A 21,341-nucleotide genomic window follows, 5' to 3' on the forward strand; every position below is an offset into this window, starting at 1 on the left:
AAGGGAGTGGGGACCATGCAGCATACGACGATCGCGATCCGGAGGTGGTGGTACATCATGCCCATCGCCTTCATCACCTACAGCCTCGCCTATCTCGACCGCGCCAACTTCGGCTTCGCCGCCGCCGCCGGCATGGCCAAGGACCTGTCCATCACGCCGGCAATGTCGTCGCTGCTCGGCGCGCTGTTCTTCCTGGGCTACTTTTTCTTCCAGATTCCGGGCGCCGTCTATGCCGAACGGCGTTCGGCCAAAACACTGGTGTTCTGGAGCCTTATCCTGTGGGGCGGATGTGCCGCGCTCACCGGCATCGTCACCAACGCCAACTGGCTGATCGTGATCCGCTTCACGCTTGGCGTCGTCGAGGCGGCGGTGATGCCGGCGATGCTGATCTACCTGTCGCACTGGTTCACCAAGGCCGAGCGCTCGCGCGCCAACACCTTCCTGATCCTCGGCAATCCGGTGACCGTGCTGTGGATGTCGGTGCTCTCCGGCTATCTGGTCCAGGCCTTCGACTGGCGCGTCATGTTCATCGCCGAAGGCGTGCCGGCGATCATCTGGGCGGTTTTCTGGTGGCTGCTGGTCAAGGAAAAGCCCGCGGACGCCGCCTGGCTCACCGCCGAGGAGAAGAAGGGCCTCGAGGCCGTCTTCGCCGCAGAGCAGAGCGGTCTCAAGCAGGTCAAGAACTATCGCGAGGCCTTCCGCTCGCGCAAGGTCATCCTGCTCTGCGCCCAGTATTTCTGCTGGTCGATCGGTGTCTACGGCTTCGTGCTGTGGCTGCCGTCGATCCTCAAGGCCGGCAGCGACGTCGGCATGGTCGAGGCCGGCTGGCTGTCGTCGGTGCCCTACCTGCTGGCCACCGTCGCCATGCTGGGTGTCTCCTACCTTTCGGACAAGACCGGCAACCGCCGCGCTTTCGTCTGGCCCTGCCTTTTGATCGGCGCCGTCGCCTTCATCGGCTCCTACATGGTCGGCAGCTCGAACTTCTGGCTCTCGTTCGGCCTGCTGGTGATTGCCGGCGGCGCCATGTACGCACCCTATGGCCCGTTCTTCGCCATCATTCCGGAGATGCTGCCGAAGAACGTCGCCGGCGGCGCCATGGCCCTGATCAACTCCATGGGCGCGCTCGGCTCCTTCGTCGGTTCCTACGCGGTCGGCTATCTCAACGGCGTTACCGGCAGCCCCTCGGCCTCCTACGCGCTGATGGCCGCGGCGCTTCTGGTTTCGGTCGTGCTGACGATCGCGGTCAAGCCGGAGGGCGAGAAGAGCTTCGCCGCCGTCCCGCATCACGCCTGATCGGCCGGCCCTGCCTGCACATGCCGCTCCGGCCCGAAGGCCGGCGCAGCGCCCTTCCGGCCGGAGCCATCACCGGCCTTTCGTCTTGAGGATCAGCTATGAAGAAGAAGGTTGTCGTCTACAAAAAACTCGCTCCCAGCCTGATTGCCGAGCTTGAAAGCCGCTTCGACGTGACCGCCTTCGACGGCGTCAACGACGGCAACCGCGCCGCCTTCATGGCGGCTCTTGCCGAAGCGGAAGGCATGGTCGGCGCCTCGGTGAAGTTCGATGCCGCAATGCTGGCCAAGGCCGGGAAGCTCAGGATCGCCTCGACGATTTCCGTCGGCTTCGACACCTTCGACACCGCCTTCCTCAGGCAGCGCGGTATCGTCCTCACCCACACTCCGGGCGTTCTCACGGAAACGGTGGCCGATACGGTGTTCGCGCTCATCCTGGCGACGGCGCGGCGGGTGGTGGAGCTCGCCGAGTTGGTCAAGGCGGGCCGTTGGGAGCGGAGCATCGGTCCCGATCTGTTCGGAACCGACGTCCACGACAAGACCATCGGCTTTCTGGGCATGGGGCGCATCGGCGCCGCCGTCGCCCGCCGGGCGCGGCTCGGCTTCGGCATGAAGGTGATCTATCACGACCTTCATGCCGCCCCGTCGGTCGAAGCGGATTTTGCCGCCGTGCGCCTGCCGATCGAGAGAGTCCTGGCGGAGGCCGATTTCGTCTGCGCATTGCTGCCGTTGCTGCCATCCACCGAAAAGCTGGTCGACGCCGCCGCCTTCGCGCGGATGAAACGATCGGCGTTCTTCATCAACGGCTCGCGCGGCCGCGTCGTCGACGAGGCGGCGCTGATCGAGGCGCTTCGGGCGGGCACGATCGCCGGGGCCGGCCTCGACGTGTTCGAGAAGGAGCCGCTTCCGGCCGCCTCGCCTCTTCTTTCGATGCCGAACGTGGTGGCGCTGCCGCATATCGGCTCGGCCACCCATGAGACGCGAGCCGCCATGGCCGAAACCGCGGTGGCCGACCTGATCGCCGGGCTCGAAGGGCGTAAACCGGCCCATCTGGTCGACGAAAGCGTTTGGCAGGCACGATATGCCGATGCCGGAGGAATGGCATGACGAGGACCGTTTCCGCTCGCATCGGCGAGATCACCGAGCGAATCGTCCGGCGTTCCCACGACGGGCGGGCGCGCTATCTCGAACGCCTCGACCGCCAGATCGAGAAGGGGCCGCGGCGCAACAAGATGGGCTGCGCCAACCTCGCCCACGGCTTTGCCGCCTGCGGCGTCGCCGACAAGGGCTTGCTCGCCGGCGACGGCGCGCTCAACCTCGGCATCATCACCGCCTACAACGACATGCTGTCGGCGCACCAGCCGTTCGAGCGCTTTCCCGATGTCATTCGCGCCGCCGCGCGCGAGGTCGGCGCGGTGGCCGAGGTGGCGGGCGGGGTGCCGGCCATGTGCGATGGGGTGACGCAGGGTGCGGTCGGCATGGAGCTCAGCCTGTTCTCGCGCGACGTCATCGCGATGGCCGCCGGCGTCGGCCTCAGCCACGATATGTATGACGCGGCCGTCTTCCTCGGCGTCTGCGACAAGATCGTGCCGGGCCTGATCGTCGCCGCGGCGAGCTTCGGGCACCTGCCGGCGGTGTTCGTGCCGGCCGGTCCCATGACCACCGGCATCGGCAACGAGGAGAAGTCCAAGGTCCGCCAGCTCTACGCCGAGGGCAAGGTCGGCCGGGCCGAGCTTCTGGCCTCCGAGGCGGCCGCCTATCACGGGCCGGGTACCTGCACCTTCTACGGCACGGCCAATTCGAACCAGATGCTGATGGAGATCATGGGCCTGCACCTGCCGGGCTCGACCTTCGTCATCCCCAACACGCCGCTGCGCGATGCGCTGACCAGGGCGGCGACCAGGCGGGCGCTTGCCATCACCCAACAGGGCAACGCATTCACCCCGGTCGGCCACATCCTCGACGAGAAGGCCTTCGTCAACGGCGTCGTCGGGCTGATGGCGACCGGCGGGTCGACCAACCACACCATGCACCTCATCTCCATGGCGCGGGCGGCCGGCATCAGACTCACCTGGGACGACTTCTCCGACCTGTCGGACGTGGTGCCGCTGGTGGCGCGCGTCTATCCGAACGGGCTTGCCGACGTGAATCAGTTCCATGCCGCCGGCGGCATGGGCTTCGTCATCGGCACGCTTCTCGACGAGGGGATGCTCAACGAGGACGTCAAGACGGTGTGGGGCAGCGGCCTTTCGGGCTATCGGGTCGAGCCAAGGCTTGCCGGCGACGGTTCGCTGCACTGGATCGACATGCCCACCCGGTCGGCGGACGAGAAGATCCTGCGGCCCGCATCGAGCCCGTTCCAGCCCGACGGCGGGCTCAAGGTGCTGAACGGCAATCTCGGCCGCTCGGTGATCAAGACCTCGGCGGTCAAGCCCGAGCGTCGGGTGATCGAGGCGCCGGCGGTGGTGTTCCATTCGCAGGAGGCGCTGCAGACGGCGTTCAAGGCCGGCGAGCTCGAACGCGATTTCATCGCCGTCATCCGCTTCCAGGGTCCGAAGGCCAACGGCATGCCCGAGCTGCACAAGCTGACGCCGCCGCTTTCCGTGCTGCAGGACCGCGGCTACAAGGTGGCGCTGGTCACCGACGGGCGCATGTCGGGCGCCTCCGGCAAGGTGCCGGCGGCGATCCACCTTACCCCGGAGGCCAAGGACGGCGGTCCGATCGCCAAGCTCCGCGACGGCGACATCGTCCGCCTCGACGCGGTGGCCGGCACGCTCCAGGCGCTGGTGCCCGAGGCGGAATGGACCGCCCGCGAGGCGGAGACCGCCGATCTCTCCGACAACGAATGGGGCACCGGCCGCGAGCTCTTCGCCAGCTTCCGCCGGACGGTCGGATCGGCGGAGGAGGGAGCCTCGATCATAGCCTGAACAAGGCCCCCCAGAGGATCCGCGCTCAGGCCTGCGGCTGCGGCGGCGCCGTGACCAGCACCTTGTCGATGCGCCGGCTGTCCATGTCGACGATCTCGAACTTCCAGCCGCGCCAGTCGACGACATCGCCGGTCGAGGGAATCGCCTTGGTGACCGACAGCACGAAGCCGGCCAGCGTCTCGTAGTCGCGGTCGGGGTCGTCGAGGCCCTGGCAGTTGATCTTCTCGGCCACCAGGTCGACGCCGAGATCGGCGTCGATCAGCCAACTGCCGTCGGCGCGCTCGATGATCTCGCTCGCCTCCTCGCTGGCCTCGCCGCCGAGGTTGCCGACGATGGCGGTGAGGATGTCGGCGGCGGTCACCATGCCTTCGACCGAGCCGTATTCGTCGATCACCATCACCATCTGCAGCGGCGAGCGGCGCAGCGTGTCGAGCACGTCGAGGGCGGAGGCGGTGTCGGGCACCATGTCGACCTGGCGGATGCGGCTCCTGAGGTCGAGCGGCTCGCCCTTGAGGTGCTGGTCCAGGAGGTCCTTGGCCTGGATGACGCCCTGCACCATGTCGATCGAGCCGGTGAACACCGGATAGCGCGAGTGGGAGGAATTGGCGATCGCCTCGATGATGCGCCGGTCGTCCCATTCGAGGTCGATGCCGGTGATGTCGGGGCGGGGGATCATCACGGCGCGGATCGACCGGTCGCCGAAGCGCATGACGCCGGCCATCAGCTCCTTTTCCTCGGGTTCGAGGATGCCCGAACTGGTGCCTTCGGCGATCACCGCCTTGATCTCCTCCTCGGTGACGGCGCTCTGGCCGGTCGATTTCAGGCCGAGCGCGGTGAGCAGCAGGCGGCTCGACGTTTCGAGGACAATGGCCACCGGCGTGGCGATGAAGGCAACGCCCAGCATCGGCCGGGCCATGATCGAGGCGACGGCCTCCGGGTTGGCCAGCGCGATCTGCTTGGGCACCAGCTCGCCGATCACCAGCGAGAAATAGGTGATCAGGCCGACCACCAGCGCGATGGACAGCGCTGACGCGAAGGAGGCCGGAACGCCCCAGGCGAGCAGCAGGCCGGCGAGCGGCTCCGACAGCGTGGCGCCGGAATAGGCGCCGGCCAGGATGCCGACCAGCGTGATGCCGATCTGCACCGAGGACAGGAAGCGCCCGGGATTTGCGGCGAGCTTCAGCACCGTCGCCGCCCCTTTCGAGCCCTTGGCGGCCATCGCCTCGAGGCGCGGGCGGCGCGAGGATACCACCGCCAGCTCGGACATGGCGAAGAGGCCGTTCAGAATCAGGAGGATGAAGATGACGCCGATTTCAAAGAGGTAGCCCATGGGGTGCGGGAATGACCCGGCTGCTCCGTCGCAAGTTGCTCGTCCCGGAAAAATACAGGCTGTTCACCCGTCCCGCTAGAGCGCGCGTCCGAAAAGTTGCGAAGCCGGCCGCGAGCGGATTGCCGGCAAGACGAAGGGGCGACAAGGCGAATTCGCCGTTTGAGTTCCGGCCGGCGCCGTCAGGCGAAGCGGGCGGCGATCCCGCCGATTCCGGAGATTTCAACCGCGAGTTCCTGCCCGGGCAGGATTTGCAGCAGGATCGGCGCGAGCGCGCCGGCCGCGACGATGTCGCCGGCGCGGAGATGGAGATCTCTCCCGATCAGCTCGTTGACCAGCCACACGGCCGACGCGACGGGATCGACCAACCGGCCGCCCGCCTCGGCATGGAGCACGTCATTTCCATTGATCGATGCGCGAAGGCTCATCCCGTCGAAAACGGCCGGGTCGATTGCCTCGTGGTGGCTGCCGACGCATGTCGCGACGTGCAATGCGAAGTCGGCGATGGCCGCGAGGTGCGGCCGGCCCGACAGATGTCCGCGCCGGCCCACGAGGCCGATGGCGGGCCGGCAGCTCAGCACGGCCGCGCAGAACCCTTCGCGGTTGACCGGGCCTCGGTCGGCGCCCAGCGGCGCTCCCATGGTGAAGACCAGATCGCATTGCGCCCCGATCATCCCCGGGGGAAGCCGGATGGGGCGATCGGATTCCCCCTGACAGGTTCCGACGGGGATCGCGCCGTAAATCGGCGCCTCAATCCCGAGGCTGCGGCGTATGGCGGCGCTGCCGCCGACGATGGCATATCCGAGCGCATCCTCCGCGAAGGCCGAGGTGGCGGCCGACTGAACCGAACAGGCATCCTGTTCGGTCCGCAAGGCATCGAAGGGCAGGTCCGAGACGGTGCCGGTCCGGCGGTTTTCGGATATCAGGCAGGCAAGCCGCCGCAAATTATCGTCAAGCATAGCCATAACTCTCCATCACAGGAGAGTGCGGAATGTCATCTTCCGTCAAGCAAAAAATAGAATATAGGAGATTATATATTTTCAGCCGATATTTCTTTATGAAAAGACTATGCGCCGGCAAGGTTTTGCCAATTGAAACTATACGCGCGCTGTCGGCCCGATGCTTTAGCGGACCGCGGAACGGGCCTTCCCGTCGGCGTCGACCAGCCGGTGGCTGAAGCCGGCGACGGCCGGCGCGCCGGACGGCGTGAGGCTGTCCGCGCCGGTGAGGTAGGCGGGCAGGCCGAGCGCCGCGCCGGCGAGCGCCACCAGGCCGGCGGCGACGAGGCGCGGGCCGTCGACGGCTCCCGCCGCGCCGCGCCCGAAGCCGTCGAGATCGATGCCGATGGCGGCGAGCCGCGGCGATGCCGGAAGGCCGCGGCCGAGCCGGAGGGCGGCGGCCGGGCCGGCGATCTCGATGATCAGCGCCAGCGCGCCGTCGGCAAGGCCGAGGTCCGCCTCGGTGACCGACAGCGCCACGGCCATCCGGTCGGCCGGCGCGAAGTCGCCCTCCACGGGAATCAGCACGGCGCGGGCGCCGGCGGCGACGGCGGCGCGCGCCATGTCGGGATCGCTTGTCGCGACGGAGAAGGTGACGCCCGGCGGCGGATCGCCGGCCGCGACGAGCGGCCACAGCAACGCCGGGCAGTTGATCAAGTGCTTGCCGATGTTTCTGCTGAGTAACTGGAAGACGAACGACATTTACCAATCCTTAACCATTCCTGCCGAGAATGATTAACAAAGAACTAACCGAGGCTGCCGCGCCTCGCCCTTCCGACCCGCCGGAGCCACCCGGAGGGTCCTTGCTGGTGAAACGCCGATGAATCCGGTTTTCCAATGGGTCTACGGGACGCCGGCGCAGAAGACGACGGCACCGCCGGCCACGTCAACAGGCTTTTCGGGAACGGGCATTTCGGGCGCCGGCATTTCTGACCGCATCGAGCAGGCGTTCGACGCGGCGAGCGACACCACCGGCACGTCCTTCCAGTATCTCCTCGACACCGCCCAGCGGGAATCCTCCCTGCGGCCCGACGCCAGGGCCGCGACCTCGTCGGCGACCGGCCTGTTCCAGTTCGTCGAGAGCACCTGGCTGCAGACGCTGAAGGAGGAGGGGCCGTCGCTGGGCCTCGGCCAGTACAGCGCCCAGATCTCCAGGACCGCCAGCGGCCGCTATCAGGTGGCGGATGCCGAGGCGCGGCAGAAAATCCTGGCGCTGCGCGAGGACCCGGACGTGTCGTCGCTGGTGGCCGGCGCCCTGACGCGCCGCAACGCCGCCTCGCTCAGGGACGACATCGGCCGCGAGGCGACGGCGGGCGAGCTCTACATCGCGCATTTCCTCGGTGCCAGGGGCGCGTCGGCGCTGATCGGCGCCGCCGGCAGCGACCCGGCGGCGAGCGCCGCCGACCTGTTCCCGCAGGCGGCGCGGTCCAATCCCGCCATCTTCTACGAGGGCGGGCGCGAGCGCACGGTCGCCGAGGTCTACGCCAACCTGACGGGCAAACACGGCGAGACGGTGCCGGTCGCCGTCGACGCCGGCCACGTCGTGGCCCGGCTGGAGCGGACCGACGAACCGGTCTCCACCCGCTGGGACCCGGCGCTCGGCTATACCGACGCCGAGACGGGCGGCGGCGCGTCGCGGCGCATCGCCGAGGCGGAATCGGCGCTGTCGGCGCTGACCTCGACGGAGGTCACCCCCGGCTCGGGCTGGACGGCGGCGGCGCCGTCCGGCGCCTTCTCGGCGCTCTATCGCACCGATGCCCCGGCGGCCGCCAACGCGTCGGCCGCCTTCTGGCAGGGGTTCAACCTGTCGCCGACCCTGTTCCACGCCGCGCTCGCCAACGACAGCTCGGATCTCGCCAAGGCCACCGCCGACGCGGCGGACACCAGCGCGGCGCTGCGCGCCAGCCGGCCGGGCCAGATCCTCGACCGCGGCTTCAAGGCAAGCGGCCCGCTCGATCTCGCCAGCTTCCTCAACAATAACGGCTGACGGCAGCAATCGTACGCACCACAGGCGAATTTCCGACGTACCCGGGGCAAATTCCCGGGCACGCTGCTCCTCAAGCTTGCCCGGAAATCTGCCCCGGATACGCGAACGTTCCTATCACGCCGTCGCCGCCGCGCGCATCGCTTCCCATAGATTGTCATCCTCGCGCAGGCGAGGACCTCGGGACGAGAAGGGGATGAGGGGTGTATCAGGCGCCTTGCGTTGCTGGAGCGCTATATCGGCGTTGAGCTTTGTTCTGCCCGAGGTCCTCGCCTGCGCGAGGATGACAGAATTATATATATGGGGAACAAAGGGATAGGCCGGCACACTGGTATCCGGGGCAAATTCCCGGGTGCGCTGGCGCAATATTCGTGGTTTCGCATGGGCGAGATCAGGCCATTTCAATCCTTAATGAACATTGCCGCCGCTTTCCGAGCGGAGTTTCTCAAACTGGCCAGGAAATCTGCCCTGGGTACATGTCCGACGCACCCATTATCTTAACGCGAACCGGTATCCACTCGCTCGAAATGCTCTATGGATTTGCGTCCTGGAATACGTCCCGCAGTTCGGCCGGCAGGTCCGTGGCCGCCGACAGCAGCGCCTTCCAGGCATCCGGTGGGTTGCCCCGATCGAGCATGGCCTTGAAGACTGCGTAAGGGTCCGACTTGCTGCCCCTGGCTCTCAGGGTGGTCTCGTCGTTCACCCAGGCGTATACGATGATCCTGCTGGCGCTGTCGTATCGGAAGAACAGCCTGAATCGCTGTCCGAATTTCGCTCGGGACCAATGCCGGTAGTCCGGCCCCATGGTGTTGCCGATCCGGTGGTCCGTGTGTCCGGGCTCCTGAGGGATGACGTGCAGGGTCAGTTTGGCGACCGATGCGAACACGCGGACGTTGGCGTTGGAACGAAAGCCGGTAGGGTCGGCGGTGCGCGCCCGGTCGAAGGCGTCGGCCAGCGTTCTGAGCTGGCCGAGCATCATGTCATGGAAAAGCAGCGTCCAGCCGTTGACGATCAGAGGCACACGTCACCTTCGATCGGTTCGTTCAGGTCGACCTCGACGTCCTTGAGGGCGTGCCGAAGGCTTTCGAGCAGATCGTCGGAAAGCGTGCCGACGTTGCGCTCGGTGGCAAGGTCGTTGGCGATCAGGCGCAGGAAAGCCTCGATGGCCGGATCGCTGTGCTCGGCCTCGACCTGCTCGATGGTGACGCGGCGGCCCTCGGCGCGCACGACGATCTGTCCGCCCTCGGCGACCCCCAGGAGCTGCCGCACGGCAAGCGGCAGAGTGGTTTGTCCCTTCCGGGTCACCGCACAGGTCTTTTCGATGATGGCAGGCGCGGCCATGGTTCATCTCCTTTGCTTGGTCGGGAAAGGTAGGGAATTTTCATTACCTGGTCAAGAGGTCTGGAGACCGGCGTTATGGTGAACCAATCCTTAAGGGTCGGCGTGGGAACATCCCGTTGATGTTGCCGGCGGCGCGTCGTCGGCGGAATTGCGTGGCGGGACTTGAAGCATGGGGCGTTTTCGGCTCATCGACTGGATGGAAAAGGCCCCGGCGCCGGCCCGGGCCTCGGCGGTGCCGGCGCTGGTCAGGAGCTACGTCCACGGCGACCTCGCAAGCGACGCGCGCGAGATGATCGAGGCGACGCTGACGCTGCTGTCCGACGATCCGTCGCCCGACGTGCGCCGGGCGCTGGCCGAGGCGCTGTCGATCCACGAGACGGCGCCGCGCCATTTGATCGTGGCGCTGTCGCAGGACCTGCCGGCCATCGCCGAGCCGATCTTCCGCCGCTCGCCCTGCCTGATCGACAGCGAGCTCGCGGCGGCGGTGGCGCTCGGCACGCCGTCGATCGCCAGGGCGATCGCCAGCCGCCCCTGGATTTCCTTCGAGGTGGCCGACGCCATCGCCGCCGAGGGCGACCGCGACGCCGTGCTCGCCATGCTCGGCAACCCCGGCGCCGATCTCGACGGCGAGGCCTTCGCGGCGATCGCCGGCCGGCTGGGCGACGACGGCGACATCCGCGAGGCGCTGTTCGCCCGCCGCGATCTGCCGCTCGCCGTGCGGCAGTCGCTGATCTCGGCGCTCGGCGAGAAGCTCGGCCGCTTCCTGGTCGGCCGCGCCTGGATCGCGCCCAAGCGGGCCGGCGTCGTGCTGCGCGAAGCCTGCGACAAGGCGACGGTGTTCCTTGCCGGCTCGGCCGGCGAGGCGGAGCTCGCCGCGCTGGTCGAGCATCTCCGGGCCTCCGGGCAACTGACGACGGCGCTGCTCATCCGCTCGATGTGCGAGGGCCATATCCGCTTTCTCGAAGCGGCGCTCGCCCGGCTGTCCGGCCTGCCGGCGACCCGCGTCTACGCGCTGCTGATCGACGGCCGGCCGGGGGCGCTCCGGGCGCTGTTCGGCCGCGCCGGCCTGCCGGAGCGCAGCCACGCCGCCTTCCTCGCCGCGCTCGACGTCTGGCGCGAGCTCGACTACGACGGCCGCGACGGCGACGAGCCGCGCTTCGGCCGGCGGATGGTCGAGCGCATCCTCACCCGCTACCAGGAATTCGCGCCCGGCGAGGTGGACGATCTTCTCGCCATGCTGCGGCGGCTCGCCGCCGAGAGCGCCCGCGCGGCGGCGCGCGACATGATGGCGGCGCGGCGCGAACACCGGCGGAACGCCGCCTGAGGGCGCCCGGAAGCGCCCCTCATCCTGCCCGCCTGGCCGATTTTCCGAGACCTGTCCGCCCGGATCGAACGGTCATAAGCCTTTCGTCGTTGGGGGATACTGACTATGGCAAACGCTCGCCGAAGCCCCGACATATTCCTCGATCGGCGGCGCGGCGGAGCGGGGCGCCGCCGGATGCGAACATGGCGGCGACCTTGGCCGGGAGCGGATGGGCCTTCTTCGACGCGGCAAGGAGGTCGTTCGCCGGGGAGGGGCAATGGAAAGCTGGACGCAGACGCCGGCGGAGCAGGGCGAAACCGGCAAGCTCATGGACGACGTGCTGGCCCTGCGCACCGGGATCGTCGACGAATCGGCGGCGCTGCTGGAGCGGTTCGGCGGCGCCGCCGCCTCGCCGTCCATCGCCAATCTGGCGCATTATCTCTGCCTCAGGCACCGCGACCTGCGCGCCATGCAGCGCCGGCTGATGTGGCACGGGCTGTCGTCCTTCGGCCGGCTGGAAAGCCGGACCCTGCCGACGCTCGACGCCGTGCTCTGGGCGCTGGCCGCCATGACCGGGCGCCCGCCGCCGGCGCCGCCGCCCGACGAGGCGCGGTTCTTCGCCGGCGAGACGCGCCTGGCGGCGGCCACCGATGCGCTGTTCGGGCCGGCGCCGGCCCATCGCCGCAGCCGGATCATGGTGACGCTGCCGACCCCGGCGGCCGACGACCGGGGCTTCGTCGACGATCTCGTCCGCTGCGGCATGGACGTGGCGCGCATCAACTGCGCCCATGACGATCCCGCCGCCTGGCGGGCCATGGCGGCCAACGTCCGGGCGGCCGGCGCGGCGCTCGGCCGCCCGATGGCCGTTCTCATGGACATCGCCGGTCCCAAGATCCGCACCGAGGAGGTGGCGGCGGCGGACGGCCGTCCGCGCCTCGGGGTGGGCGACGCGCTCCGGCTGTGCGCCAGCGGGGCGCCGCGCCTCTGCGGCGAGGCGTCCTATGCGGCCTCCGTGTCGCTCGACGAAATGGTCAACCGCCTGACGGTCGGCGACCGGCTGCTCTACGACGACGGCAAGCTCGAAGGGGTGGTGGAGAGCTGCGGCGGCGGGGAGGCGCTGATCCGGGTGCGGCGGGTCAAGACCGGCGGCGTGCGCATCAAGCCGCAGAAGGGCCTCAACCTGCCCGACACGGCGCTCGGCCTGTCGCCGCTGACCAGCAAGGACCACCAGGATCTCATAACGGTGATCGAATGCGCCGACCTGATCGGCTATTCCTTCGTCAGCCGGCCCGACGACATCGATCTCCTGGAGGAGGCGCTGTCGGCGGCGGGGGCGCGGCAGCGTCCGCTCGGGCTGGTCGCCAAGGTCGAGCGGCCCGAGGCGATCCGCAACCTGCCCGATCTGATCGCCCGGGCCAGCGGCCGGCGGCCGCTGGGGGTGATGATCGCCCGCGGCGACCTCGCCGCCGAGATCGGCTTCGAGCGCCTGGCCGAGATGCAGGAGGAAATCCTGTGGGTGTGCGAGGCGGCGGCCGTGCCGGTGATCTGGGCGACGCAGGTCCTGGAGAACCTGGTCCGCCAGGGCACGCCGTCGCGGGCCGAGATGACCGACGCGGCGATGGCCGCCCGCGCCGAGTGCGTCATGCTCAACAAGGGGCCGGCCGTCTGCCAGGGGATCGAGGTGCTCGACGGCCTGCTGGCCCGCATGGACGAACACATCTTCAAGAAGACGCCGACGCTCAGGGCGCTGAAATCCTGGTGAGCCGCCGATGCGATCGAGCGTTTGCGGTCGTAATTGCCGGACGGTTCTCAGAGGTCGCGGATGATGACGCCGTCGTCGTCCTCGTCGACGTGGCCGTGACGGGCGATATAGGCTTCCGTCACGTCGAGCAGCGTCTGCGTCAGCGCCGAGCCGACCCGGTTCTGCTCGTCCTTGGCGCGCTCGCGGACGATGGCGCGGATGGAATCGACGTGCTGGTTGACGAGGTCGACCGGCGTCAGCGTCCGGTCGGCGATGCGTTCGAGCAGGGCGCACAGGCTGCCGGCGACGCGGGTGGCCAGCGGAAAGCCCAGCGTCGTCGACTGGCCCTTGATGTCGTGGACGGCGCGGTGGAAGGCGCGCTTCTCCTCGCCCTCGCGATAGTCGGCGGCCACCCAGGCGTCGCGCGTCGCGAACATCGTCCTGACCTCGTCGAGCATCCAGTCGTCGAAATGCGTCGACAGGATCTGCAGCGCCGCCTCGGCGCGCTTCACCGGATCGTCGGCCGGCGAGCGACGGCGAATCTCCCGCACCTTCTTGCGGAGGTCGTTCTTGGCCTCGATGTATTCGGTGGCTTCGGAGGGTTTGGTCATCGGCGATGGTTCCGTCGATTGCACGGCGGTGAGCCGCGACAACCAATTGTCGTCGGCGGCGCTTAAGGAAACGTTTCAGGTCCGGAATTGCTCCGTCAGGACGCGCTCCTCCCAGCCATGGTTGCGATCGAACAGGATCAGGCTGCGCTGGCGCACGTCGGCCTTGATGGCGACGCGCAGCACGTCGCGCACCTCCTGATGGTCGGCGGCCACCGAAACCGGCCGCTTCTCGTGCTCGAGCACGTCGATGACGATCGAGCAGCGGTCGGGAATGACGGCGCCGCGCCAGCCGCGCGGCCGGAAGGCGCTGATCGGCGTGACGGCCAGAAGCGGCACGTGGATCGGCAGGATGGGGCCGTGGGCCGACAGGTTGTAGGCGGTCGAGCCGGCCGGCGTCGACACCAGCACGCCGTCGCAGGCCATCTCCTCGAGCCGCACCTTGTCGTCGATGGAGATCCTGAGCTTGGCCGCCTGATAGGTCTGCCGCATCAGCGACACTTCGTTGAAGGCGTGGGCGAGGTGGGTGTCGCCGAGCACCGTCGTCGCCTCCATGGCCAGCGGGTGCAGGGCGGTGACCACCGAATCGGCGAGCCGCTCCCGGAGGCCCTCGACGCGGAACTCGTTCATCAGGAAGCCGACCGAGCCGCAGTTGAGGCCGTAGATCGGCTTGTCGGTATTGATGAAGCGATGCAGCGTCTGCAGCATCAGACCGTCGCCGCCCAGCGCCACGATGGCGTCGGCGTCCTCGGCGGCGACGTTGCCATAGGCGGCGACGAGCCGCGCCCTGGCGTCCCGGGCCTCGGCCGTGTCGCTGGCGACGAAGGAAAGGTGCTCGAAGGAAGGGCGTCCGTTTTGCGGCATCGGATCCGTCGCGTCAGTCGTCCAGCGGTTTCCTGGCTCCGGCCGGCCGCCATCGCCCCCTGCCAAGCCGGCATCCGGACGATGCGCCCGCCGCAAATGGGGGTCCACTTTCGTGGGATATGATCTAGCATGGCCCCGTGGAAAAGGAAACGTGCCGGGCCGGTGGCGATTCTCGCCGGCCCGGTCACCTCCGGAAGCTGCGGGAGATCCCATGTCGAAATCCGTCGACGACCTGCGCATCGTCAGCGTCACCTGTCCGGACGAGGCGACGGCGCTCGCCATCGCCCGCCTCGCCGTGGAGCGGCGCCTCGCCGCCTGCGCCAATATCGTGCCGGGCGTCCGTACCGTCTATCGCTGGATGGGCGAGATCAGCGAGGACAGCGAGGTGCTGCTCACCCTCAAGACGCGCGAGGACTTCGTGGAATCGCTCTACACGGCGATCGTCGCCACCCATCCCTACCAGCAGCCGGCCATCGAGGTGACGGCGCTCGCCGACGCCGGTCGCGGCGTCGCCGCCTGGATCCGGGCGGAGACCGGCGGCGAGGACAGCACGGCGCTGCCGAAGAGCTTCAAGCCGGTCGAATAGGGCAGGGATCATTCGTGCGGGAACGCCCGATACCTGCCTCGCGCCTCTTTCTGCCCGAGGTCCTACGCCTGCGCGGAGGATGACAACCTATATATTTGTTTTCTATATATAATTTGTCATCCTCCGCGCAGGCGTAGGACCTCAGGCAGGATATGGCAAGGGGTCGATATAGGGCACGCCTCTTCGACGAGCCGTCGAAACTCCGCCTGTCCGGACGTCCGATCGCAGCGACGCGCTCCGCCGCCGTCGCGCCGGGGCTGTCGCCTGAAAACAAAAACCCCGGCGTGAGCCGGGGCGAAGCCGAGCGTGGCGCGAAAGGGGTGAAACGCGCCGCCGCCCGCTCGGTCGGATCGGGTCAGACCGCTTCCTGGATCTCGTCGGGCTCGCGCAGCACGTAGCCGCGGCCCCAGACCGTCTCGATATAGTTGCGGCCATCGGTGGCGTTCGCCAGCTTCTTGCGGAGCTTGCAGATGAACACGTCGATGATCTTCAGTTCCGGCTCGTCCATGCCGCCGTAGAGATGGTTGAGGAACATCTCCTTGGTGAGCGTCGTACCCTTCCTGAGGGAAAGCAGCTCCAGCATCTGGTATTCCTTGCCGGTCAGATGCACGCGGTTGCCGTTGACCTCGACGGTCTTGGTGTCGAGGTTGACCAGGAGGTCGCCGGTGACGATCACCGACTGGGCATGGCCCTTGGAGCGGCGGACGATGGCATGGATGCGGGCGATCAGCTCGTCCTTGTGGAACGGCTTGGTCATGTAGTCGTCGGCGCCGAAGCCCAGCCCGCGCACCTTGTCCTCGATGTTGCCGAGGCCGGACAGGATGAGGATCGGCGTCTTGACCTTGGACACGCGCAGCGTCCGGAGCACTTCATAGCCCGACATGTCCGGCAGGTTGAGATCCAGCAGGATGATATCGTAGTCATAGAGCTTGCCGAGGTCGATGCCTTCCTCGCCAAGGTCCGTCGTATAGACGTTGAAGCTCTCGGACTTCAGCATCAGCTCGATGCTCTGTGCGGTCGCGCTGTCGTCCTCGATCAGCAAAACTCGCATTCCGTTATCCCCTTTTTCTAGGGCCTCGGGCCCGACCTTCTGTCGGAAGCGCATCCGGTCTTCCGCCGGACATGGGCTATCGGATCCAAGGCTAGTTCCGAATGGTTAACAAACAATGATTCTCAGCCGCAAGCACTTTGACGAAAATCCTACGAAAGGTCGGGCAGGTCCTTCAGAATCAACGATAAATTGGCTTCGGTTGTCCTCATCCAGCAAATTAAGATATTTGCCTAAGCGATTCTGCCGACTCCACGAAGATTCCTTGTCCACACCCCGGGGCCTCCCGGTCGGTCGCCGCCGTACTCTTAAGCAAAGTATTAACGTCCGACCTTAACGAAGCGTTACACTGAGGGGGTGAGCGCGAATCAATTTGGAAACCTTTTTGTCCGGAACCCCCGCCGATGACGCTTGACCGGCTCGCCGCCGAAATCGCCGCCCTCCGTCCGCTGGAAATCTACGGGCGCGTTTCCAGCGTGCAGGGCATGCTGGTGGAGGTGGCCGGCCCGGTTGAGGAGATGAGCGTCGGCGCCCGCCTGTCGGTCTCGGGCTTCGGCGGCGCCAGGGTGGCCGTCGAGGTGGTCGGCTTCCGCGACGGCAAGGCGCTCTGCCTGCCGTTCGCCTCGATGGAGGGCGTGCGCCTCGGCGCCAAGGCGGCGATCGCCACCTCGTCGGCGTCGGTGCGGCCGTCGGAAGGCTGGCTCGGCCGGGTGGTCAACGCCTTCGGCGAGCCGATCGACGGCAAGGGGCCGCTGCCGCTCGGCCCGCGCGAGATGCCGCTCCGCGCCTCGCCGCCGCAGGCGGCCGAGCGGGCGCGGGTGGGCGAGCCGATCGACCTCGGCGTGCGCGTGCTCAACACCTTCGCCACCTGCTGCCGCGGCCAGCGCATGGGCATCTTCGCCGGCTCGGGCGTCGGCAAGTCGGTTCTCCTGTCCATGCTGGCCCGCTACACCGCCTGCGACGTGTCGGTGATCGGCCTGGTCGGCGAGCGCGGCCGCGAGGTGCAGGAGTTCATCGAGGACGACCTCGGCGAGGAGGGGCTCGCCCGCTCGGTGGTGGTGGTCGCCACCTCCGACGAGACGGCGCTGATGCGGCGGCAGGCCGCCTATCTGACGCTGACCGTCGCCGAGCATTTCCGCGACGAGGGGCAGGACGTGCTCTGCCTGATGGATTCGGTGACGCGCTTCGCCATGGCCCAGCGCGAGATCGGCCTCTCCGCCGGCGAGCCGCCGACCTCCAAGGGCTATACGCCGACGGTGTTCGCCGAGCTGCCGCGCCTCCTGGAGCGCGCCGGTCCCGGCCCGGTGGGCGGCGGCACCATCACCGGCCTGTTCACCGTGCTGGTCGACGGCGACAATCACAACGAGCCGGTGGCCGACGCGGTGCGCGGCATCCTCGACGGCCATATCGTCATGGAGCGGGCGATCGCCGAGCGCGGCCGCTATCCGGCGGTCAACGTGCTGAAGACGGTGTCGCGCACCATGCCGGGCTGCGTCGAGGAGGAGATCCGGCCGATGATCCGCGACGCCAAGCGGCTGATGGCCACCTTCGCCGACATGGAGGAGCTGATCCGCCTCGGCGCCTACCGGCGCGGCAGCAACCCGGAAGTCGACCAGTCGATCGACGTTTCCGGTCCGCTGGAAGCCTTTTTGACGCAGGGAAAAGGCGAATGCACCTGCCGTCACGACGGTTACCGCGATCTTGCTCACCTTTTGGAAAGCACTGTCGGTTTACGATACCCGCATTCCGGGGAGTAATTTGAAATGAAATCTCGCAACAGTCTCATCCGACTCAAGCGGTTTCAGGTCGACGAGAAGCGTCGGCAGGTGATGCAGATCGAGATGATGATCGCCGAGTTCGAGCGCATGGCCTCCGAGCTCGACGAGCAGATCCTGGCCGAACAGAAGCGCAGCGGCATTACCGACATCACCCATTTCGCCTATCCGACCTTCGCGAAGGCGGCGATGGGCCGGCGCGACAATCTCATCGGCTCGGCCAACGATCTCAGGGGGCAGCTCGAGGCGGCGCAGGCGGCGCTCAGCGAGGCGGTCGAGGAGATGAAGAAGATCGAGCTTCTCGAAGAGCGCGACCAGATGCGCGAGAAGACCGCTCAGGAGGTCGCCGAGCAGGACGCGCTCGACGAGGTGGCGGCCCGCCGCTCCTATCACGCCGGCTGATCCGCGCCGCCGGCGTTCCGTTCCGTCATCGCTCCGGATCCATTTCGGGCGGGCATGCCAGGCATGTCCGCCGCTTTTGTTGGCAGGATCAGGGCGCCTGCCAACTGGTGGCGACGCCGGCGCCGGCCGTCGCCGAAATCTCGACCGTGACGGTGAAATCGCCCGGCCACAGCCGGTCGGGCAAGGTGCGGGCGGCGACCACGGTGGTCAGCGCCACCAGCGCGGCGGCGATCCAGCTCAGGAGTTTGGTCTTGCGGGCCATGGCATGCTGCCGTTGTTGTGCGGCGCGGCCCCTTCCGCGCCATGATGTCACCCTATTCCCGCCGGCTTGAACGAGCCCCGAACCTGCCGTTCATCTCGCGTTCATCGCGGTAAACGGCTGGTAAACGCGGTGTTTCGGCCGGGAACGCAAATCGGAGGACTGAATGGAAACGCCGACGCCGCCGCGAAAGTTCCACGGCGGCGTCAAAAATGTGGCGAGAATGGGTCGAGGTCGCCGAACGTCAGGTGTTGAACTTGAACAGCATGACGTCGCCGTCCTGGACGACGTAGTCCTTGCCTTCGTCGCGCGCCTTGCCCAGCTCCTTGGCCTTCACCTCGCCATAGGCGATGTAGTCCTCGAAGGCGATGGTCTGGGCGCGGATGAAGCCGCGCTCGAAATCGGTGTGGATGACGCCGGCCGCCTGCGGCGCCTTGGTGCCCTTGACGATCGTCCAGGCGCGGGCCTCCTTGGGGCCGGCGGTGAAATAGGTGATCAGGCCGAGCAGGTCGTAGCCGGCGCGGATCAGCCGGTCGAGGCCGGGCTCTTCGAGGCCGAGCGTTTCGAGGAATTCCTTCTGCTCGGCGTCGTCGAGCTGGGCGACCTCCGCCTCGATGGCCGCCGAGATGATCACCGCCTTGGCGCCCTGCTTCTCGGCCATCTCGAAGACGCGCGCCGACTGGCTGTTGCCGGTGGCGGCCGCCGCTTCCTCGACGTTGCAGACGTAGAGCACCGGCTTGGCGGTCAGGAGGTTGAGCGCCGCGAAGCCGGCTTCCGCGCCCTTGGGGATGCTGGCGACGCGGGCCGGCCGGCCGTTGCGCAGCTCCTCGAGGGCGAGGTCCATCAATTCGACCTGCTCCTTGATGTCCTTGTCGCCGCCCTGGGCGCGCTTGCGGAGCGGCACGACGCGCCGCTCCAGGCTTTCGAGGTCGGACAGCATCAGCTCGGTTTCCACCGTCTCGGCGTCGCTCACCGGATCGATGCGGCCCTCGACATGGGTGATGTCGCTGTCCTCGAAGCAGCGGAGCACGTGGACGATGGCGTCGACCTCGCGGATGTTGCCGAGGAACTGGTTGCCGAGGCCCTCGCCCTTGGAGGCGCCGCGCACCAGGCCGGCGATGTCGACGAAGGTGATGCGGGTCGGCACGATCTGCGCCGATCTGGCCTTTTCGGCCAGCGCCGACAGGCGCGGATCGGGCACCGCCACCTCGCCGGTGTTCGGCTCGATGGTGCAGAAGGGATAGTTGGCCGCCTGGGCGGCCGCGGTCTTGGTGAGCGCGTTGAAGAGCGTGGACTTGCCGACGTTGGGCAGGCCGACGATGCCGCACTTGAAACCCATGGTGATCTGACTTTCGTCTGGAGCGAACTGTTGGCCGAGGTGTTAGGGAAGCGCGCCGCCGCCCGTCAAGGAAAATGTCCGGAGAGGTTCGTCAGCGCTTGGTCTTCTGGGCGAGCAGGCTTTTGAGGATGGCCGCCATGGCGTTCTTCGGCGGCGGTTCGGCCGGGGCCGCGGCGGCGGGCGCGGCCGGTCCGCTGTCGGTCTTCGCGTCCGGCTTCGGCTTGCGCTGCGGCTTCGGCTCGGTGACGGCGTGGACGCGGTTGGCGAAGGTGGCGTCGGCGCCCTTCACCAGCTCGCCGGCGTTGTCGGCGATGGCATCGAGGAGGCGCACCAGCCAGTCGCGGTCGGCCTTGGCGAAGTCGGAGAGCACGTGGGCGTGGACCAGCGCCTTGTCGCCGGGGTGGCCGATGCCGAGGCGCATGCGGCGATAGCCGTCGGTGATCTGCGAGGTGATGGACCTCAGGCCGTTGTGGCCGCCGTGGCCGCCGCCGACCTTCATGCGGAGCTTGCCGGGCGGCAGGTCGAGCTCGTCATGGATGACGACGACGTCGGACGGGGCGAGCTTCAGGAAGCGCACCGCCTCGCCGACCGAGCGGCCGCTCTCGTTCATGTAGGTCTGCGGCTTCATCAGCAGCACGCGCTCGCCGTCGATCACGCCTTCCGACACCTCGGCCTGGAAGTTCTTCCGCCAGGCGGGAAAGCGATGGCGCGTGTGGATGACGTCGGCCGCCATGAAGCCGATGTTGTGGCGGTTCGACGCATATTTGGCGCCGGGATTGCCGAGACCGACCAGAATGAGCACGCGCCTCTCCCGAAAAGATCAGGGGTTCCGATCTCACGACCGGAACCCCGAACATCGATCACAAGGCCGGAACGATCAGGCCTTGGGCTCCTCGGCGGGAGCGGCAGCCGCGTCGGCGGCCTCTTCCGAGGTGGCGGCGGCGGAGCCGACGATGGTGGCGACGGCGAAGTCGCCATGGTCGACCAGCGTCGCGCCTTCCGGCAGCGTCACGGCGGAGATGTGCACGGCGTCGCCGATGTCGAGGGCGCCGACGTCGGCCGTCAGGTGCTCGGGAATGGCATTGGCGGAAACCAGCAGCGCCACTTCGTGGGCGGCGATGTTCAGCACGCCGCCGCGCTTGATGCCGGGCGACTTGTCCTGGCCGACGAAGTGCACCGGCACGTTGACCGTCACCTTGGTGGTGTCGGAGACGCGGATGAAGTCGACGTGGACGAGGGTGTCGGTCACCGGGTCGAGCTGGTAGTCGCGCGGCAGGACCTTGATCTCCTTGCCGTCCACCTTGAGGGTGGCGACGTGGGTCATGAAGCCGCCGGCGTGCAGCTTGAGGAAGGTTTCCTTGGTGTCCACCGCGATGGAGAGCGGCGGCTGCTTGTCGCCGTAAACGACGGCGGGCGTCTTGCCTTCACGGCGCAGGGCGCGGGCGGACCCCTTTCCCACCCGGTCGCGCAGCGAGGCGACGAGCTCGTAAGTCTGAGCCATTTCTCGTGCTTTCTTAATCGGAGTACTGGCAGTGGCGGCCACGCGGCCG

Annotated in this window: 21 protein-coding genes; 9 read left to right on the forward strand and 12 right to left on the reverse strand. The window is 67.7% G+C overall.

Annotated elements, in window-relative coordinates:
• Window positions 1-15: 15 nt before the first annotated feature.
• From CJ014_RS21830 to edd, 3 genes are all read left to right on the forward strand, one after another.
• Window positions 16-1,293 (forward strand): MFS transporter, encoded by a 1,278-nt coding sequence (locus CJ014_RS21830; RefSeq protein WP_100082622.1) that lies wholly within the window; start codon window positions 16-18, stop codon window positions 1,291-1,293.
• A gap of 98 nt (window positions 1,294-1,391) precedes the next feature.
• Entirely contained in the window at window positions 1,392-2,396 is a 1,005-nt protein-coding gene (locus CJ014_RS21835; protein WP_100082623.1) for a 2-hydroxyacid dehydrogenase, read from the forward strand.
• Entirely contained in the window at window positions 2,393-4,216 is a 1,824-nt protein-coding gene (gene edd / locus CJ014_RS21840) for a phosphogluconate dehydratase (RefSeq protein ID WP_100082624.1), read from the forward strand. The genes CJ014_RS21835 and edd overlap by 4 nt, the downstream gene beginning before the upstream one ends.
• A 25-nt stretch (window positions 4,217-4,241) precedes the next feature.
• Here edd and CJ014_RS21845 read toward each other — a convergent pair whose 3' ends face one another.
• The 3 genes from CJ014_RS21845 to CJ014_RS21855 form a co-directional block, all read right to left on the reverse strand.
• Window positions 4,242-5,546, reverse strand: a complete 1,305-nt coding sequence (locus CJ014_RS21845) for a hemolysin family protein (protein WP_100082625.1) — start codon at window positions 5,544-5,546, stop codon at window positions 4,242-4,244.
• Between the two features lie 179 nt (window positions 5,547-5,725).
• Window positions 5,726-6,502 carry a hydratase gene (locus CJ014_RS21850; protein WP_100082626.1) on the reverse strand — a complete coding sequence of 259 codons (777 nt, stop codon included), beginning with the start codon at window positions 6,500-6,502 and terminating at the stop codon, window positions 5,726-5,728.
• Window positions 6,503-6,667: 165 nt separating this feature from the next.
• Complete coding sequence (locus CJ014_RS21855; RefSeq protein WP_100082627.1) at window positions 6,668-7,243, reverse strand: hypothetical protein; 576 nt, start codon at window positions 7,241-7,243, stop codon at window positions 6,668-6,670.
• 118 nt (window positions 7,244-7,361) lie between these two features.
• Here CJ014_RS21855 and CJ014_RS21860 point away from each other — a divergent pair, with 118 nt between their 5' ends.
• Window positions 7,362-8,528 (forward strand): hypothetical protein, encoded by a 1,167-nt coding sequence (locus CJ014_RS21860; protein ID WP_100082628.1) that lies wholly within the window; start codon window positions 7,362-7,364, stop codon window positions 8,526-8,528.
• Between the two features lie 529 nt (window positions 8,529-9,057).
• Here the strand turns inward: CJ014_RS21860 and CJ014_RS21865 are convergent.
• Together CJ014_RS21865 and CJ014_RS21870 are read right to left on the reverse strand one after the other, a co-directional pair.
• Window positions 9,058-9,546: a type II toxin-antitoxin system YhaV family toxin gene (locus CJ014_RS21865; RefSeq protein WP_425351950.1), complete on the reverse strand. Its 489-nt coding sequence runs from the start codon at window positions 9,544-9,546 to the stop codon at window positions 9,058-9,060.
• Window positions 9,537-9,866: a type II toxin-antitoxin system PrlF family antitoxin gene (locus CJ014_RS21870; protein ID WP_100082629.1), complete on the reverse strand. Its 330-nt coding sequence runs from the start codon at window positions 9,864-9,866 to the stop codon at window positions 9,537-9,539. Before CJ014_RS21870 ends, CJ014_RS21865 begins: the two co-directional genes overlap by 10 nt.
• Window positions 9,867-10,035: 169 nt before the next feature.
• On the opposite strand from CJ014_RS21870, the gene CJ014_RS21875 reads away from it, so the two are divergent.
• Complete coding sequence (locus tag CJ014_RS21875; RefSeq protein ID WP_100082630.1) at window positions 10,036-11,190, forward strand: DUF2336 domain-containing protein; 1,155 nt, start codon at window positions 10,036-10,038, stop codon at window positions 11,188-11,190.
• Window positions 11,191-11,446: 256 nt separating this feature from the next.
• Window positions 11,447-12,931, forward strand: a complete 1,485-nt coding sequence (locus tag CJ014_RS21880) for a pyruvate kinase (protein WP_100082631.1) — start codon at window positions 11,447-11,449, stop codon at window positions 12,929-12,931.
• 47 nt (window positions 12,932-12,978) lie between these two features.
• Here the strand turns inward: CJ014_RS21880 and CJ014_RS21885 are convergent, their stop codons facing one another.
• Window positions 12,979-13,521, reverse strand: coding sequence for a histidine kinase (locus CJ014_RS21885; RefSeq protein WP_100082681.1), 543 nt, complete (start codon window positions 13,519-13,521; stop codon window positions 12,979-12,981).
• A 75-nt stretch (window positions 13,522-13,596) separates the two neighbouring features.
• Window positions 13,597-14,382 (reverse strand): NAD kinase, encoded by a 786-nt coding sequence (locus CJ014_RS21890; RefSeq protein ID WP_100082632.1) that lies wholly within the window; start codon window positions 14,380-14,382, stop codon window positions 13,597-13,599.
• A gap of 211 nt (window positions 14,383-14,593) precedes the next feature.
• On the opposite strand from CJ014_RS21890, the gene cutA reads away from it, so the two are divergent.
• Window positions 14,594-14,968 (forward strand): divalent-cation tolerance protein CutA, encoded by a 375-nt coding sequence (cutA, locus tag CJ014_RS21895; protein WP_100082633.1) that lies wholly within the window; start codon window positions 14,594-14,596, stop codon window positions 14,966-14,968.
• A gap of 355 nt (window positions 14,969-15,323) precedes the next feature.
• Here the strand turns inward: cutA and ctrA are convergent, their stop codons facing one another.
• On the reverse strand, window positions 15,324-16,019 hold the full coding sequence (gene ctrA, locus CJ014_RS21900) for a response regulator transcription factor CtrA (RefSeq protein ID WP_100082634.1): 696 nt from the start codon (window positions 16,017-16,019) through the stop codon (window positions 15,324-15,326).
• Between the two features lie 401 nt (window positions 16,020-16,420).
• Here ctrA and fliI point away from each other — a divergent pair, with 401 nt between their 5' ends.
• Both fliI and fliJ read left to right on the forward strand, forming a co-directional pair.
• Complete coding sequence (fliI, locus tag CJ014_RS21905) at window positions 16,421-17,773, forward strand: flagellar protein export ATPase FliI (RefSeq protein ID WP_100082635.1); 1,353 nt, start codon at window positions 16,421-16,423, stop codon at window positions 17,771-17,773.
• A gap of 6 nt (window positions 17,774-17,779) precedes the next feature.
• Window positions 17,780-18,193, forward strand: a complete 414-nt coding sequence (gene fliJ, locus CJ014_RS21910; protein ID WP_100082636.1) for a flagellar export protein FliJ — start codon at window positions 17,780-17,782, stop codon at window positions 18,191-18,193.
• Between the two features lie 88 nt (window positions 18,194-18,281).
• Here fliJ and CJ014_RS27915 read toward each other — a convergent pair whose 3' ends face one another.
• The 4 genes from CJ014_RS27915 to CJ014_RS21925 all read right to left on the reverse strand — a co-directional run bounded on the left by CJ014_RS27915 (window position 18,282) and on the right by CJ014_RS21925 (window position 21,292).
• Window positions 18,282-18,455 carry a hypothetical protein gene (locus CJ014_RS27915; RefSeq protein ID WP_165790943.1) on the reverse strand — a complete coding sequence of 58 codons (174 nt, stop codon included), beginning with the start codon at window positions 18,453-18,455 and terminating at the stop codon, window positions 18,282-18,284.
• Between the two features lie 241 nt (window positions 18,456-18,696).
• A complete protein-coding gene (gene ychF / locus CJ014_RS21915; protein ID WP_100082637.1) occupies window positions 18,697-19,791 on the reverse strand; it encodes a redox-regulated ATPase YchF in 1,095 nt (364 codons plus the stop codon).
• Window positions 19,792-19,882: 91 nt separating this feature from the next.
• Complete coding sequence (gene pth / locus CJ014_RS21920) at window positions 19,883-20,593, reverse strand: aminoacyl-tRNA hydrolase (protein ID WP_100082638.1); 711 nt, start codon at window positions 20,591-20,593, stop codon at window positions 19,883-19,885.
• 75 nt (window positions 20,594-20,668) lie between these two features.
• On the reverse strand, window positions 20,669-21,292 hold the full coding sequence (locus CJ014_RS21925) for a 50S ribosomal protein L25/general stress protein Ctc (RefSeq protein WP_100082639.1): 624 nt from the start codon (window positions 21,290-21,292) through the stop codon (window positions 20,669-20,671).
• Between the last annotated feature and the right edge of the window lie 49 nt (window positions 21,293-21,341).

This window comes from Pleomorphomonas carboxyditropha (assembly GCF_002770725.1).
GTDB lineage: Bacteria > Pseudomonadota > Alphaproteobacteria > Rhizobiales > Pleomorphomonadaceae > Pleomorphomonas > Pleomorphomonas carboxyditropha.

Coding starts and splice junctions, on each gene's coding strand:
- CJ014_RS21830 (WP_100082622.1), top strand. CDS start 16: ATGCAGCATACGACGATCGCGATCCGGAGGTGGTGGTACATCATGCCC.
- CJ014_RS21835 (WP_100082623.1), top strand. CDS start 1,392: ATGAAGAAGAAGGTTGTCGTCTACAAAAAACTCGCTCCCAGCCTGATT.
- edd (WP_100082624.1), top strand. CDS start 2,393: ATGACGAGGACCGTTTCCGCTCGCATCGGCGAGATCACCGAGCGAATC.
- CJ014_RS21845 (WP_100082625.1), bottom strand. CDS start 5,546: ATGGGCTACCTCTTTGAAATCGGCGTCATCTTCATCCTCCTGATTCTG.
- CJ014_RS21850 (WP_100082626.1), bottom strand. CDS start 6,502: ATGCTTGACGATAATTTGCGGCGGCTTGCCTGCCTGATATCCGAAAAC.
- CJ014_RS21855 (WP_100082627.1), bottom strand. CDS start 7,243: ATGTCGTTCGTCTTCCAGTTACTCAGCAGAAACATCGGCAAGCACTTG.
- CJ014_RS21860 (WP_100082628.1), top strand. CDS start 7,362: ATGAATCCGGTTTTCCAATGGGTCTACGGGACGCCGGCGCAGAAGACG.
- CJ014_RS21870 (WP_100082629.1), bottom strand. CDS start 9,866: ATGGCCGCGCCTGCCATCATCGAAAAGACCTGTGCGGTGACCCGGAAG.
- CJ014_RS21875 (WP_100082630.1), top strand. CDS start 10,036: ATGGGGCGTTTTCGGCTCATCGACTGGATGGAAAAGGCCCCGGCGCCG.
- CJ014_RS21880 (WP_100082631.1), top strand. CDS start 11,447: ATGGAAAGCTGGACGCAGACGCCGGCGGAGCAGGGCGAAACCGGCAAG.
- CJ014_RS21885 (WP_100082681.1), bottom strand. CDS start 13,521: ATGACCAAACCCTCCGAAGCCACCGAATACATCGAGGCCAAGAACGAC.
- CJ014_RS21890 (WP_100082632.1), bottom strand. CDS start 14,382: ATGCCGCAAAACGGACGCCCTTCCTTCGAGCACCTTTCCTTCGTCGCC.
- cutA (WP_100082633.1), top strand. CDS start 14,594: ATGTCGAAATCCGTCGACGACCTGCGCATCGTCAGCGTCACCTGTCCG.
- ctrA (WP_100082634.1), bottom strand. CDS start 16,019: ATGCGAGTTTTGCTGATCGAGGACGACAGCGCGACCGCACAGAGCATC.
- fliI (WP_100082635.1), top strand. CDS start 16,421: ATGACGCTTGACCGGCTCGCCGCCGAAATCGCCGCCCTCCGTCCGCTG.
- fliJ (WP_100082636.1), top strand. CDS start 17,780: ATGAAATCTCGCAACAGTCTCATCCGACTCAAGCGGTTTCAGGTCGAC.
- CJ014_RS27915 (WP_165790943.1), bottom strand. CDS start 18,455: ATGGCCCGCAAGACCAAACTCCTGAGCTGGATCGCCGCCGCGCTGGTG.
- ychF (WP_100082637.1), bottom strand. CDS start 19,791: ATGGGTTTCAAGTGCGGCATCGTCGGCCTGCCCAACGTCGGCAAGTCC.
- CJ014_RS21925 (WP_100082639.1), bottom strand. CDS start 21,292: ATGGCTCAGACTTACGAGCTCGTCGCCTCGCTGCGCGACCGGGTGGGA.